The sequence below is a fragment of the Amycolatopsis sp. CFH S0740 genome, from assembly GCF_004522315.1.
GTDB classification, from domain to species: domain Bacteria; phylum Actinomycetota; class Actinomycetes; order Mycobacteriales; family Pseudonocardiaceae; genus Amycolatopsis; species Amycolatopsis nivea.
In genome coordinates, this window is sequence record NZ_SDLS01000009.1 from 139,841 (window position 1) to 153,921 (window position 14,081).

Below are 14,081 nucleotides of genomic sequence, written 5' to 3' on the forward strand. Positions count from 1 at the left end.
ATGACTTGGCTTCTGGCGCTCATCCTGCTGCCGCTGGCCGGCTCGCTGGTGCTGGCGTTCCTCAAGGGGAACGACCGGGCCGCGGTCGCCACGGCGCTCGCCGTGTCCATTGTGGAGTTCCTGCTGATCATCCCGTTCTGGGCGAGTTACTCGCCCTCGGGCGAGCGCATCCAGCAGGCCACCACGATGGACTGGATCCCGAACTTCGGCATCCACATCTCGTTCGGCACCGACGGCATCTCGCTCATCATGATCGCGGTGATCGCGCTCCTGGTGCCGATCGTCGTCGGCGCGCTCGGGCTCACCGACAAACTGCCCGCGGGCCGCAGCGCGGGCGGGTTCCTGTCGCTGATCCTGCTGCAGGAGGCGATCACGATCGGCGTCTTCGCGGCGACCGACGTGTTCCTCTTCTACGTGCTGTTCGAGATCATGCTGATCCCGATGTACTTCCTGATCGGCGGCTACGGCGGCGCGAACCGGCAGTACGCGGCGGTGAAGTTCTTCCTGTACTCGTTCCTCGGCGGCCTGATCATGCTGGCGTCGGCGATCGGGGCGTACTCGCTGGCCTCGGACAAGCTCGGCAAGGGCACGTTCGACTGGGCCACGCTGGTGACGGTCGTGCGCGACGCGCCGACCGGCACGCAGATCTGGCTGTTCCTCGGCTTCTTCCTCGCGTTCGCGATCAAGGCCCCGCTGGTCCCGTTCCACACCTGGCTGCCGGACGCCGCCGGCCAGGCCCCGATCGGTGTCGCGGTGCTGCTCGTCGGCGTGCTCGACAAGGTCGGCACGTTCGGGTTCCTGCGGTACTGCCTGCCGATGTTCCCGGAGGGCAGCAAGGCGCTCGCGCCGCTGGTGCTGATCCTGTCGGTGATCGGCGTGCTGTACGGCTCGATCCTCGCGGCGGGGCAGCGCGACATGAAGCGGTTCATCGCCTACGTGTCGATCGCCCACTTCGGGTTCATCGCGCTGGGCATCTTCACCTTCAACGAGCAGGCGATGGTCGGCTCGGTGTCGTACATGCTGAACCACAGCCTGTCGACCGGGATGCTGATCGTGGTGATCGGCCTGATCGTGATGCGCGGCGGGTCGAGCAAGATCTCGGACTACGGCGGCATGGCGAAGGTGACCCCGCTGCTCGGCGGAATGCTGTTGCTGGCCGGTCTTTCCGCGCTGTCGCTGCCGGGAACCAACTCGTTCGTCAGCGAGTTCCTCGTGCTGCTGGGGTCCTTTGTGGACCAGCCGGTGTACACGATCCTCGCGACCGTGGGCATGGTGCTCGCCGCGGCGTACGTGCTGTGGCTGTACCAGCGGATCATGCAAGGCCCGGTCCGCGGCGACGCTCTCGTGGGCGTCGGCGGGGGCCCGGGCACCGCGATCGCGCCGGAACTCGGCGCTCGCAAGGCCATTACCGACCTGGGCAAACGCGAGATCGCGATCCTCGCGCCCCTGGTCATACTGATCATCGGACTGGGCTTCTATCCCAAGCCGATGCTCGACACGATCACCCCGTCGGTGCAGGCGACGCTGTCTGCCGTGCAGGGAGGCAAGTAAACCGTGCTCGACATGTTCCTGGCGCAAGCGCCGGCAGCGCCGCTGGAAGTGCCTTCGGTCGATTACGCGGCCGTGCTGCCGATGCTGATCGTCTTCGGCGTCGCGTGCATCGGCGTGCTGGTGGAAGCGTTCGCGCCGAAGGCCACGCGGTGGGGGATCCAGGTGACGATCTCCCTCGTCGCGATCCTCGCCGCGGGGGTTTCGCTGATCCTGTACGCGACCGGTTCTTCCTCCTCGAAGGCCGGTACGACGACGTTCTCCGGCTCGATCTCGGTGGACCGGCCGTCGCTGTTCCTGTGGGGCACGCTGCTGCTGCTCGGCCTGGGCGCGGTCTTCCTGATCGCGGACCGGAAGGTCGAGGCGGGCGGCGCGTTCGTGGCTCAGGCGGCGATCCGGCCCGGTACGGTCCAGGACCGCGCGCAGTCGGCTACTACGTCGCAGACCGAGGTCTTTCCGCTGACGCTCTTCGCGCTCGGCGGGATGATGACGTTCTGCGCGGCGAATGATCTGCTGACGATGTTCATCGCGTTGGAAGTGCTGTCGCTGCCGCTGTATCTGATGTGCGGGCTGGCTCGGCGGCGTCGGCTGATCTCGCAGGAAGCGGCGGTCAAGTACTTCCTGCTGGGGGCGTTCTCGTCGGCGTTCTTCCTTTACGGGCTGGCGTTGCTGTACGGGTACGCGGACTCGGTGAAGCTGGCTGACATCGCGCACGCGGCTGCTGGGTCGGATCGGTCGGACACGCTGTTGTTCGCTGGTCTTGGCTTGCTTGTGGTGGGTCTGCTGTTCAAGGGTTCGGTGGGGCCGTTCCACACGTGGACGCCGGACGTCTACCAGGGTGCGCCTACGCCGGTTACCGGGTTTATGGCTGCCTGTACGAAGGTCGCTGCGTTTGGTGCCATCCTGCGCGTGCTCAGTGTCGGGTTTTCCTCGACTAGCTGGGAATGGCGCGGGGTTATGTGGGCCGTGGCCATTATTTCGATGGCGCTCGGGGCGATTCTCGGGCTGACGCAGACGGATGTTAAGCGGATGATCGCTTACTCGTCGGTGGCGCACGCTGGGTTCTTGCTTGTCGGTGCTATTGCGATGACTGAGGACGGGCTTTCCAGCACGTTGTTCTATCTGCTGGCGTATGGGTTTACTACGTTGGCTGCGTTTGGGGTTGTTTCCCTGGTGCGGGATTCCAGTGGGGAGGCTACGCATCTCTCCGCTTGGGCTGGGTTGGCTAAGCGGTCGCCGTTGTTGGCTGGGGTGTTTACGTTCCTCTTGCTGGCGTTGGCTGGGATTCCGTTGACTAGTGGGTTTGTCGGGAAGTTCGTGGTGTTCTCGGCGGCGTTGTCGGATGGGATGGCGCCGTTGGTGGTTGTCGCGCTGGTGTTTAGCGCGGTGGCTGCGTTCTTCTATTTGCGGGTTATTGTTTTGATGTATTTCTCCGAGCCTGCTGCTGATGGGCCTACGGTGACTGTGCCGGGTGGGTTTACTACTGCGGCTATTGCGTTGGGTGTTGTGGTTACGTTGGTGCTTGGGGTTCTTCCGGCCTTTGCGTTGGACTGGGCTGGGGCTGGGGGGTTTGCTTCTTAGGGGTGGGTTTGGCGGCTCGTCGCCTGGCGGCGACATTGCGCCCTGAGTGGTTGCGTGGGCACCCCGATTTTTGATTGTCACTACGGCGCGGGGGTGCTTGTCAAGGCGGGAAAGATGCCTTGACAAGCACCCCCGCGCCGTGTTTTTGGCGTCGTATCGGGGGTGGGGGAGGTGTGGGTGCCTTGCTTTGGGTGCATCGGCTGCGGTTTGGGGTGGGGCGGGCTTGCGTCCCAATGTGGGGTTGGCTGCGGTTTGGGGTGGGGCGGCTTGCGTCCCAAGGCGGGGATGGGTGCGGGGGATGCGGTTTGTGGTGGTGCGCGCGGGGGTTCGCACGTGGAGCGTGCGTGGGTGCCGGGCGGCGCTGCCTCTTTCGCTCGCTGCGCCGTGGGGGCTAGCGCCCCAATGTGGCATTGGGTGCGTGTGACGCAACGAATGCCACATTGGGTGCGTGGGATGCACCCAATGCCGCATTGGGTGCATCGCGGTGCGGGGCGCGCGGTGCGGGGGCCCGGGTTGTGGGGCGTGAGGGGAACCCTGGGGGAATCTGGTTCCGTGAGGGTTCCCCTCATTCGCTTCAGGGAGTGGGAGCGCAGGCGGTGTGGCCGACGGTGACCGATCCCGAGGCGCCCGAGGCGGGGGCGAAGTCGATGCGCAGCATGGTCAGGGTCATGCTTCCGTCGCCGGGCAGCGTTTGGATGTTGAAGACCGCGTTCGCCAGCAGCGTGCCGTCCGATTTCGTCAGCGGCTTCGTGTAGTTCGCGGGGAGTGGCGAGGGCAGGCCGCTGATTCCGGTCAGGCCGCTCAGGGTCCAGTTCGCGTTCGTGCCGCTTTGGGTGGCCTTGCAGGTCACGGTGTACGACGAGATGCGGATTCGTTTGCCGCCGGAGCTCACCAGGGCGGACAGTTCGAAGTTGTTTCCGGTCGCCGTCGACGTGGTGGTGGTGACGTCGTTCGCCGGGTCGGTGACCTCCGTTGTGCAGGAGGACGTGCCGCCGCCGAAGCGGACGCCTGGTTGCGACACCGCTGCTGCGGAGGCGCTGGTCGGGCCTTCTACGGCGCACGGGGCTTGCGTCGGGATGGAGATGGTGGTTCCGGACTTCGTGAAGTTCGCGTTGCCGATGTCGGCGATTCCGGCCGGGCTGTCCGCGACGGCGGTGCCGGCGGTGGCGAGCAAGCCGGCGGTGGCCAGGGCTGCTCCGGCCAGTGCGGTGCGCTTGATGATCATGTCGGGTCTCCTCGGCTGTGTTGCTCCCTCTCCCGACTATCCGCAGGTCCGAATCGCCCGTTGCGTCCTCGGGCGGCGATCACCCGTCCGGGAGCGCGGATCAACCCGTTCGTGGCGTCGCGGGCATCAGGGGCGGCAGTGTCGCGTTCGTCACCGTTTCCGCAGGACAGCGGGTAAAGGCAGGCCGCGGGGCAACCACTACCCTGAAGGGGGTAACCGACTGGCGAAGAGCGCCATGAGAGAGCGGAGCCGACGTGTCTGTGTCTTCACCACCTCCGGGGGCGGCCCGGGATGGCGCTGTAGAGGACCTGCGCGCGACCGTCGGGCTGCAGATCCAGGACGAGCCGTTGCTGCGCGCCATCGCGGGCGGGCTGGCGGACGTCGAGACGATGCTGCGGGACGTCGTGAAGAGTGACGTGCCCGCTGTGCACGACGCGGCGTTGCACCTGGTCGAGGCGGGGGGCAAACGTTTTCGTCCGCTGTTCACGCTGCTGTCGGCGCAGTTCGGGCCGAAGCAGGGCGAGCAGGTGCTGATCGCTGCTGCCGCGGTCGAGTTGGTGCACCTCGCGACGTTGTATCACGACGACGTCATGGACGAGGCGACCATGCGGCGCGGCGCGGAGAGCGTCAACTCGCGCTGGGACAACACGGTCGCGATCCTCACCGGTGACTACCTCTTCGCGCACGCCTCCCGGCTCGTCGCCGACCTCGGCACGGACGCCGCGCGGATCATCGCCGAGACGTTCGGCGAGCTGGTCAGCGGGCAGATGCGGGAGACCGTCGGTCCCGGCCCTGGCGACGATCCGGTCGAGCACTACCTCACCGTCATCGCGCAGAAGACCGGGTCGCTGATCGCGACGTCCGGACGCTTCGGCGGCATGATGTCCGGTGCGGCCGAGGAGCACATCCAGGCGCTGCGCCGCTTCGGCGACATCATCGGCGCGGCCTTCCAGATCTCCGACGACGTCATCGACATCGCGTCGCCCTCGGTCGAGCTGGGCAAGGCGCAAGGCACTGACCTGCGGGAAGGCGTTCGCACGCTGCCGATGCTGTACGCGCTGGCCGATCCGGGCACCGACCCGCGGCTCGTCGAGCTGCTCGCCGGCCCCATCACCGACGACGACCTGGTGGCCGAGGCGCTCGAGCTGCTGCGCCGTTCCAGTGGCCTCGAACGCGCGCGTGAAACCCTTTCCGACTACGCTTCCCGAGCACGTGCCGAGCTCGCCTCGCTGCCCGCTTCCCCTGCGCGCGACGCTTGCGAGTCGGTCGCCGACTACCTGGTCGCGCGAACGTTCTAAAAGGGGCGAGAAATGTCCATTTTCGGGCAGGTGTGGCTCTGGAGCCTGCTGGCCTTCATTGTCGGCGCGGTCATCGCCTGGCTGGTGCTGGCGCGTCCGGCGCGCAAACGGGTGCGCGAACTGGAAACGGAACTGGCGAGCGCACACGCCGACACGGCCCGCGCCGCGGCCAGCACGCCCGCGCGCACTGCGGTGCCGCCGCCCGCGGAGGACTGGACCAGAGACCGCCGCGAGCACGCTCCGACGGAAGTCATCCAGGCGACGAGCGCCTTCGAGCCGGAAGCCGAGTACGACGCGGAATACCGCACGGCGCCGGAACCGGCCGTTGCTTCTGCCGCGGACACCGCGGAAGCGCCGGAGGACGACGTCGACGAGGCGTTCGCGCAGGCCGAGGCTCGCGAACACCAAGCGGCGAACGGGCTTTTCGACAGTGCCCCGGCCGAGAGCGCTCCGGAAGACTCCGGTTCGGCCTACCGCGCCGCGGCCACCGAGTACCTGCAGCCGGTCGACACCGGTTCGCACCGCATCGCGGAACCGGCCGAGGACCACGACAGCGGCTACCACCGCGTCGCAGAACCCGCCGACGAGCATGACAGCGGCTACCACCGCGGCGCGGAGTCGGCGGACAAGCACGACAGCGGTTACCACCGGATGCCGGAACCGGCCGATGTTCCCGCGGCGGATCACTCCGAGAGTCCCGTCGAAGAGGAGCCGAGCCGGCATCTCGCCGAACCGGCGGACGGTCTGTCCTCTTTGGAGCGACGGCTCGACCCGACTCCGTTGGACAGCACGGCTTCGGAGTCCGAGCCGGTCTCGCTGTTCCGTCCGGGCCCGGGCCGCGCGCCCGAACCGGAACCGGACTGGTTCAACCAGCCGGAAGCGGCGCAGCGGTCGCCGTTCGAGGAACCCGCCGAACCGGTGGAGTCGGCCGTCGGTCACCTCGAAGAGGATTCGTCGACCGATCACCTGATCCCGAGCGTCGAGCCCGTCGCCGCTGAGTCCACAGAGGACACCGCGGAAGGCAGCCAGGGTTTGCCGAAGCGGCAGCGCCGTGAATCCCCGCGTGGCGGTTTCGATCCGCCGCGGCCGATCCAGCCGTCGATGCGCCCGGTGGAGCGCCGCGAACCGGATCTCGCCGGCGGACACAGCGGTTCGTTGTTCGAGCCGTCCGTGCAACCGAATCAGGCCGCGATGGCCGCTCCGGAACCTCCGCCCGCACGGCAGACCGCGGACGACGCGGTGCCGCCGGGACCGTTCGGACCCGGTTCGGCGATGCCGCGTCCGGGCGGCGGTCGTCCGGCGGAGGGTTTCACCGTGAAGGCGAGCGTGACGGCGTTGCGGTATTGCGGGGAGGATTCGCCGCAGTTCCCGAAGATGGTGGCTGAGGTGTGGTTCCGCAGCGCCGCCGATGCTGAGCGGGTCGGGTTCCGTCCGCTGCACTGAGTCCACATAAGACAAAGGCCGCCACTCCCGATCTCGGGAATGGCGGCCTCTGTCTTATGTGGACTATGCGACGGTCCAGGTGTCCTTGCCTCGCAACAAGCCCTGCAGGTCCGGCTTTCGTGCTTCGCGCGCCTGCTCGACCTGGGCCCGTGCGGCGTCGTCGTACGTGGGGCGTTCGACCTGGCGCAGGATGCCCGTCGGGACGTGGTTCAGGTTCTGGTCGCCGAGGCGGGAAAGCGCGAAGGCGTACGACGTGTCCGCGATCGACGGGTCGTGCACCACCAGGTTTTCCTCGCCGATCTCGGCGACCTTGCCGACGTCCAGGCCGCCCCAGTCGCCGCGGCGGACGCCGAATTCGGCTTCCGGGCCGAAGCGGATCGGTTCGCCCGCGCGCAGCGGGATGAGCCGAGATGCGGCTTCGTCCTTGTCCTTCAGCACATCGAACGCGCCGTCGTTGAAGATCGGGCAGTTCTGGTAGATCTCCACCAGCGCCGAACCGCGGTGTTTCGCCGCCGCTTCAAGGACTTCGGTGAGGCCCTTGCGGTCGGAGTCCATCGCGCGGCCCACGAACGACGCTTCCGCGCCGATCGCCAGCGACAGCGGGTTGAACGGCGTGTCCAGCGAACCCATCGGGGTCGACTTGGTGACCATGCCCTGGCCGGACGTCGGCGAGTACTGGCCCTTGGTCAGCCCGTAGATCCGGTTGTTGAACAGCAGGATCTTGATGTTCACGTTGCGCCGCAACGCGTGGATCAGGTGGTTGCCGCCGATGGACAGCGCGTCGCCGTCGCCGGTGACGACCCACACCGACAGGTCGGGGCGCGTGGTGGCGAGCCCGGTCGCGATCGACGGCGCGCGGCCGTGGATCGAGTGCATGCCGTAGGTGTTGAGGTAGTACGGGAACCGCGACGAGCAGCCGATGCCGGAGATGAAGACGATGTTCTCGCGCTTCAGCCCGAGCGTCGGCAGGAACGACTGCACGGCGTTGAGCACCACGTAGTCGCCGCACCCGGGGCACCAGCGCACTTCCTGGTCGGACTTGTAGTCCTTGGCCTTCTGCGGTTCGTCGGTGGTCGGCACCAGGTCGATGCCGCCCAACTGCGGCAGCCCGAGATCGATGGCGGTCACTTGACGCCCTCCGGAACGAGGTTGGCGATGATGTCGGCGAACACGTTCTGCAGTTCCTCGGCCTTGAACGGCAGGCCGGCGACCTTGGTGTAGGAGTGCACGTCCACCAGGTACTTCGCCCGCAGCAGCAGGGCGAGCTGGCCGAGGTTCATCTCCGGGACGACGACCCGGTCGTAGCGGGCCAGCACCTCGCCGAGGTTGTGCGGCAACGGGTTGAGGTGCCGCAGGTGCGCCTGCGCGATCGGCATCCCGAGCTTGCGCACCCGGCGGCAGGCCGCGCCGATCGGGCCGTAGGACGAACCCCAGCCCAGCGCCAGCACGCGCGCCTCGCCGGACGGGTCGTCGACCTCGAGGTCCGGCACGTCGATGCCGTCGACCTTCGCCTGGCGCAGCCGCACCATCTTGTCGTGGTTGTCCGGGTCGTAGGAGATGTGCCCGGTGCCGTCGGCCTTCTCCAGCCCGCCGATGCGGTGCTGCAGCCCGGGCGTGCCCGGGATCGCCCACGCCCGCGCGAGCGTCTCCGGATCGCGCACGTACGGCCAGAACTCGCCGGACCCGTTGTCGGAGTTGGGTTCCGACGCGAATTCCACGCGCAGGTCCGGCAGGTCCTCGACATTCGGGACCAGCCACGGTTCGGACCCGTTGGCGATCGCGCCGTCGGACAGCAGCAGCACCGGCGTGCGGTACTTCAGCGCGATCCGGGTGGCCTCGATCGCCGCGTCGAAACAGTCGGCGGGCGAGAGCGGCGCGACGATCGGCACCGGCGATTCGCCGTTGCGGCCGAACATCGCCTGCAGCAGGTCGGCCTGCTCGGTCTTGGTCGGCAGGCCGGTGGACGGCCCGCCGCGCTGCACGTCGATGATCACCAGCGGCAGTTCGGTCATCACGCCGAGGCCGATGGTCTCCGACTTGAGCGCGACGCCGGGGCCGGACGTGGACGTGATGCCCAGCGCCCCGCCGTAGGACGCGCCGAGCGCGGCCCCGATGCCCGCGATCTCGTCCTCGGCCTGGAATGTGATGATGCCGTAGTTCTTGTGCTTGGACAGTTCGTGCAGCACGTCCGAGGCCGGGGTGATCGGGTACGTGCCGAGCAGGATCTGCAGCCCGGACTGCTGTCCGGCGGCCACGATCCCGTACGCCAGCGCGGTGTTCCCGGTGATCTGCCGGTAGGTGCCCTTGTTCAGCTTCGCGGGCGCGACCTCGAAGGTGGTCGCGAACGATTCGGTGGTCTCGCCGTAGTTCCAGCCCGCTCGGAAGGCGAGGATGTTCGCCTCGGCGATGTCCGGCTTCTTCGCGAACTTCTCGCGCAGGAACCGCTCGGTGCCTTCGGTCGGCCGGTGGTACATCCACGACAGCAGGCCGAGCGCGAACATGTTCTTGCAGCGTTCGGCGTCCTTCTTGCCGAGGCCGGTGTCGGCGAGCGCGCCCTGGGTCAGCGTCGACATGGCGACCCGGTGCACCTGGAACGGCGACAGCGAATCGTCGTCGAGCGGGTCTGTCTCGTAGCCGACCTTCACCAGGTTCCGCTTGGAGAACTCGTCGGTGTTGAGGATGATCGTCCCGCCGTGCGGGACGTCGCGCACGTTCGCCTTGAGCGCGGCGGGGTTCATCGCGACGAGCACGTCCGGCCGGTCGCCCGGCGTGAGGATGTCGTAGTCGGCGAAATGCACCTGGAAGGACGAGACGCCGGGGATGGTGCCCTGCGGCGCCCGGATCTCGGCGGGGAAGTTGGGCATGGTCGACAGGTCGTTCCCGAAGGCAGCCGCCTCCGAGGTGAACCGGTCGCCGGTCAGCTGCATCCCGTCGCCCGAGTCGCCGGCAAACCGGATGACCACCCGGTCCAGCTTGTTCACCTCGGTGGTCCGGGACGCGGCCAGCGCGCCGTGCCCGTTCCCGGCCGCGCTGCCGTTCGCACTGGTGCTCATGGGTCAGGGAATCCCTCTCTCCCGGCGTGCTGCGGGCCAGGGTCGGCTCCCCGGGGAGCCCGCCGAGGCCTGCTTCCGAGGTTACTCGCCACACCTGTGGCCGCGGTCGCAGAGCGGTCAAGTGTGGGGTCGCCAGGCCGAGTGCCCACCGGGGTGTCTTCGATCGTAGGGCGAATCGGCCCGGCGTCCGGAGTGACGCGCGTCTCTCGCCGCCGGTACGGCACTGACCAGCAGTTTGCTCCAGGTTGAGGGTTCTCGGAATGTGAGAATTTGTGCGCGGCGGTGCTCAGCGGCCGCTGATGCGTGCTTTCATCGCCGCCAATCGCTCCGCGAATGCCGGTGCGGCCAGCGATTCCAGCTGCGGAGCGAGTTCGGCGTCGACCGCGGCGGCGTGTTCGGTGAGGCCGCTCGTCTGCCGCATAGTCCGCTTGGTGGACAGCACCACCTCGCGCGGAGCGGCGACCGCCGGGGCGGCGAGGTCGCGGGCGGCCTGGACCAATGCGTCGTGGTCGCCGTCCACCAAGCGCAGTGCGAACCCCACCCTTACCGCGGATTCCGCGGTAAGGGTTTCGCCGAACAACGCCATCGCGGACGCCTGCTGCGGACCGAGGATTCGTTGCGACATCCAGGTCATGCCGCCGCCGGGGTGCAAGCCGAGTTCGAGGAACCGCGGGATGAACTTGGCGTGCGGACCCACGAGCCGGACGTCGGCGGCCAGTGCGAGGTTCAGACCAGCGCCGACGGCGGCCCCGCCGACCGCGGCGATCGTCGGCAGGCTGCATCCCGCGACAGCGAGGAAGCCCGCGTACACCGAGCGCAATCCTTCGGCGTCTGCCTTGCCCAGCGCGGTGAGGTCCGCGCCCGCGCAGAACGCCGGCGGGGCGCCCGTGACGATCACGGCGTGCACGCTCTCGTCGGCCTCGGCGCGCGCGACCGCGGCGGCCAGTTCGGCGGAGAGGTCGAGGGTGAGCGCGTTGCGGCTTTTCGGGGCGTCGACGGTGAGCAGCGCGATGCCCTGGTCGTGCTCGCTGTGAATGCGGTCGGTCATGGCGCTCAGCATCGCAGGGTCGTGGGTGCCGCTGCCGGTTAGAACCGTCACTCAGGACGGCGTCGGCGGCCGCTCCAGCAGCCGGGACAGCACGACTGTCGACACTGTCCGGTCGATGATTTCCAACCCGCGCAGCCGTTCCAACGCGGTCTCGAGGTGGTGGATGTCGGCGGCGCGCAGGTGGACGATCGCGTCCGCCGCGCCGGACACCGTGTACGCGGCGACGACCTCGGTCAACGGTTCGAGCCGGGCCCGGATCCGGCCGGGCGTGACGTTGCCCTGGCAGTGCACCTCGACGAACGCCTCGGTGCCCCAGCCGAGCGCCTCCGGGTCGACGACCGCGGTGAAGCCGCGCAGCACGCCCGTTTCCAGCAGCCGGTCCACGCGTCGTTTCACCGCCGGGGCGGACAGCCCGACCACCTTGCCGATCTCCGCGTAGCTGGAGCGGGCGTTGGCCACCAGGCAGGAAACGATTCGCTGGTCGATGGTGTTCACACGCAATGTTTAGCACGCAGGTACGCAGTGAACAGCGATTGATTGCGAGATTAGGTCGACCTTAGCCTTGTTGCATGCAGGGAGAGGTTGTGCCGCCGCGGGTGCCCACGCCCCGCCGTTACCTGATGTGCCCGCCGCGTTATTTCGCCGTCGACTACGCGATCAACCCCTGGATGGACCCCTCGAAGCCGGTCAGCGCGGACGTCGCCGTCGCGCAGTGGACCGAGCTGCGCGACACCTACCGCCGCCTCGGCCACACGGTCGAGGAAATCGACCCGCAACCCGGCCTTCCGGACATGGTGTTCGCGGCCAACTCGGGCACCGTCGTGGACGGGCGCGTGCTCGGCTCGCGATTCCGCGCCCCGCAGCGCGCCGCCGAGGCGGAGCACTTCCGCCGCTGGTTCCTCGAACACGGCTACCGCGACCTGACCATGCCGGAGAAGATCAACGAGGCCGAGGGCGATTTCGCCTGGACCGGCCGGGTGCTGCTGGCCGGCACCGGCTTCCGCACCGACCCGGCCGCGCACGCCGAGGCGCAGGAGGTCCTCGGCGTCCCGGTCGTGTCGCTGCAGCTGATCGATCCGCGCTACTACCACCTCGACACCGCGCTGTTCGTGCTGGCCGAGGCGACGGATACGACGACCGCGCAGGTCGTCTACTACCCGGACGCGTTCTCGCCGGGTTCGCAGCGGGTGCTGCGCCGGATGTTCCCGGACGCCGTTCTCGCTACGGCGGCTGATGCCGAATGCTTCGGGCTGAACGGGGTGTCCGACGGGCGCAACGTCGTGTTGCCGGTCGAGGCGACCGACCTCGGCGCGCGGCTTGCTGAGCGGGGTTACGAGCCGGTGTACGTGGACATTTCGGAGCTGCGTAAGGCTGGCGGCGGGCCGAAGTGCTGCACGCTGGAGATCCGCAAGTAGGACGACGGTTCGCCGAGCCCGGTTATCTGAGGACCCGGCCGAGGAAGCCGTGCAGGTAGCCCGCGACGACGTCGAGATGGCTTTCCAGCAGGAAGTGGCCGCCGTCGATCAGGTGCACTTCGGCGTCTCGCGCGTCGCGGGCGAAGGCTTCGGCACCGGCCGGGCCGAAGATTTCGTCGTTGCGGCCCCAGACGGCGAGCACCGGGACGTCGTGCGTGCGCAGGAATTCGTGCAGCAGCGGGTAAAGCGGGCGGTTGTTCTGGTAGTCGCGGAACAGCGCGAGCTGGATTTCGTCGTTGCCGGGGCGGGAAACCCGGGCGTGGTCGTGTTCCCAGGTGTCCGGGCTGACCAGGCTCGGGTCGGGGACGCCGTGCAGGTACTGCCAGCGGATGGCGTCGTAGCTCAGCGCGGCGCGGACGGCCGGTTCGGTGTCCGGGCCGGGGTTCGCGCCGTAGGCCCAGAGGCCGGTCCAGAACGAGTCGACGAAGCCTTCCTCGTACCCGTTGCCGTTCTGCGTGACGATCGTGGAGATCCGGTCCGGGTGTTTGAGCGCGAGCCGCCAGGCGATCGGGGCGCCGTAGTCCTGGACGTAAACCGCGTAGCGGTCCAGGCCGAGCTGGTCGAGCAGGCCGGACGTGAGGTCGGCGAGTGCGTCGAAGGTGTAGTCGAACTCGTTGGCTGAGGGGGCGGCGGAGTGGCCGAAGCCGAGGTGGTCCGGCGCGATCACCCGGTAGCGGCCGGCCAGCAGCGGGATGAGGTTCCGGAACATGAACGAGCTGGTCGGATACCCGTGCAGCAGGACGATCGCGGGCGCGTCGGCGGGACCGGCCTCGCGGTAGAAGAGCTCGTGGCCGTCGACGGTCGCCGTCCGGTGCTGGATCATGGCTAACCCCTTTGATGTTTTAATCTGGTTAGGTGCTCGCCATGGAAGCATGGCCGGGCTAACCTGTCAAAGGGTTCAATCTGGTTAGGGGTTGCGATGGACGTGCTCGACCTGCTCAACAGCAGGCCACTGGTCAACGGCGAGGAACAGGACGCGCTGGGGCAGCAGTGGGTGCGGGAGCGCGGCGGAGACGGGAGCGCCGCGGAGCTGGAGCTGCTGCGTCAGGCGCGAGATCTCCTGCGCGACGTCGTGCGCGGGGACAGCTCGCCGACCGTGTTGCGTCCGCTTCTCGACGGGGTGCGGCAGGTTCCGGAGGTCTCCGCGGACGGGCTGCAGTGGTCAGTGGAAACGCCGCCGCACGCTCGGTTGACCGTCAAAGCGGTTCTGGATTGGGCGGCGCTCGAAAAGGATCTTCCTGGGCGGCTGCGGGCCTGCGCGAATGACGAGTGCCAGCTGTTCCTGCTCGACCGCAGCCGCGCCAATCGCGCCCGCTGGTGCTCGATGGCGGCCTGCGGCAACCGGGAGAAGGCGCGGCGCCACTATCAACGCAATCATTGAATCTTCACCCAAACGTGTGAAGATGAGGG

12 protein-coding genes are annotated in these 14,081 nt (G+C 68.1%); 6 read left to right on the top strand and 6 right to left on the bottom strand.

Annotated elements, in window-relative coordinates; translation table 11 throughout:
- Together EIZ45_RS17970 and nuoN are read left to right on the top strand one after the other, a co-directional pair.
- A complete protein-coding gene (locus EIZ45_RS17970) occupies window positions 1–1,551 on the top strand; it encodes an NADH-quinone oxidoreductase subunit M (protein WP_037818895.1) in 1,551 nt (516 codons plus the stop codon).
- Window positions 1,552–1,563: 12 nt separating this feature from the next.
- Complete coding sequence (gene nuoN / locus EIZ45_RS17975; RefSeq protein ID WP_199818108.1) at window positions 1,564–3,129, top strand: NADH-quinone oxidoreductase subunit NuoN; 1,566 nt, start codon at window positions 1,564–1,566, stop codon at window positions 3,127–3,129.
- A gap of 574 nt (window positions 3,130–3,703) precedes the next feature.
- On the opposite strand, the gene EIZ45_RS17980 is transcribed toward nuoN, so the two are convergent.
- Window positions 3,704–4,354, bottom strand: a complete 651-nt coding sequence (locus EIZ45_RS17980) for a hypothetical protein (RefSeq protein WP_037816361.1) — start codon at window positions 4,352–4,354, stop codon at window positions 3,704–3,706.
- Window positions 4,355–4,614: 260 nt separating this feature from the next.
- On the opposite strand from EIZ45_RS17980, the gene EIZ45_RS17985 reads away from it, so the two are divergent.
- A complete protein-coding gene (locus EIZ45_RS17985; RefSeq protein WP_037816359.1) occupies window positions 4,615–5,652 on the top strand; it encodes a polyprenyl synthetase family protein in 1,038 nt (345 codons plus the stop codon).
- 12 nt (window positions 5,653–5,664) lie between these two features.
- The gene (locus EIZ45_RS17990) at window positions 5,665–7,095 is read left to right on the top strand and encodes a LapA family protein (protein WP_134663696.1); all 1,431 of its coding nucleotides are present in this window, start codon (window positions 5,665–5,667) and stop codon (window positions 7,093–7,095) included.
- A 63-nt stretch (window positions 7,096–7,158) separates the two neighbouring features.
- Here the strand turns inward: EIZ45_RS17990 and EIZ45_RS17995 are convergent, their stop codons facing one another.
- The 4 genes from EIZ45_RS17995 to EIZ45_RS18010 form a co-directional block, all read right to left on the bottom strand.
- Window positions 7,159–8,223 (bottom strand): 2-oxoacid:ferredoxin oxidoreductase subunit beta, encoded by a 1,065-nt coding sequence (locus EIZ45_RS17995; RefSeq protein WP_037816355.1) that lies wholly within the window; start codon window positions 8,221–8,223, stop codon window positions 7,159–7,161.
- Window positions 8,220–10,148 carry a 2-oxoacid:acceptor oxidoreductase subunit alpha gene (locus tag EIZ45_RS18000; RefSeq protein ID WP_134663697.1) on the bottom strand — a complete coding sequence of 643 codons (1,929 nt, stop codon included), beginning with the start codon at window positions 10,146–10,148 and terminating at the stop codon, window positions 8,220–8,222. Before EIZ45_RS18000 ends, EIZ45_RS17995 begins: the two co-directional genes overlap by 4 nt.
- Before the next feature lie 286 nt (window positions 10,149–10,434).
- On the bottom strand, window positions 10,435–11,196 hold the full coding sequence (locus tag EIZ45_RS18005; protein ID WP_043827733.1) for an enoyl-CoA hydratase: 762 nt from the start codon (window positions 11,194–11,196) through the stop codon (window positions 10,435–10,437).
- Between the two features lie 51 nt (window positions 11,197–11,247).
- A complete protein-coding gene (locus EIZ45_RS18010) occupies window positions 11,248–11,691 on the bottom strand; it encodes an Lrp/AsnC family transcriptional regulator (protein ID WP_037712217.1) in 444 nt (147 codons plus the stop codon).
- 74 nt (window positions 11,692–11,765) lie between these two features.
- On the opposite strand from EIZ45_RS18010, the gene ddaH reads away from it, so the two are divergent.
- Window positions 11,766–12,611, top strand: coding sequence for a dimethylargininase (gene ddaH / locus EIZ45_RS18015; RefSeq protein ID WP_107051121.1), 846 nt, complete (start codon window positions 11,766–11,768; stop codon window positions 12,609–12,611).
- Between the two features lie 22 nt (window positions 12,612–12,633).
- Here ddaH and EIZ45_RS18020 read toward each other — a convergent pair whose 3' ends face one another.
- A complete protein-coding gene (locus EIZ45_RS18020) occupies window positions 12,634–13,494 on the bottom strand; it encodes an alpha/beta fold hydrolase (RefSeq protein WP_205669980.1) in 861 nt (286 codons plus the stop codon).
- A gap of 96 nt (window positions 13,495–13,590) precedes the next feature.
- Here EIZ45_RS18020 and EIZ45_RS18025 point away from each other — a divergent pair, with 96 nt between their 5' ends.
- Window positions 13,591–14,052: a CGNR zinc finger domain-containing protein gene (locus EIZ45_RS18025; protein WP_134663699.1), complete on the top strand. Its 462-nt coding sequence runs from the start codon at window positions 13,591–13,593 to the stop codon at window positions 14,050–14,052.
- Window positions 14,053–14,081 lie beyond the last annotated feature (29 nt).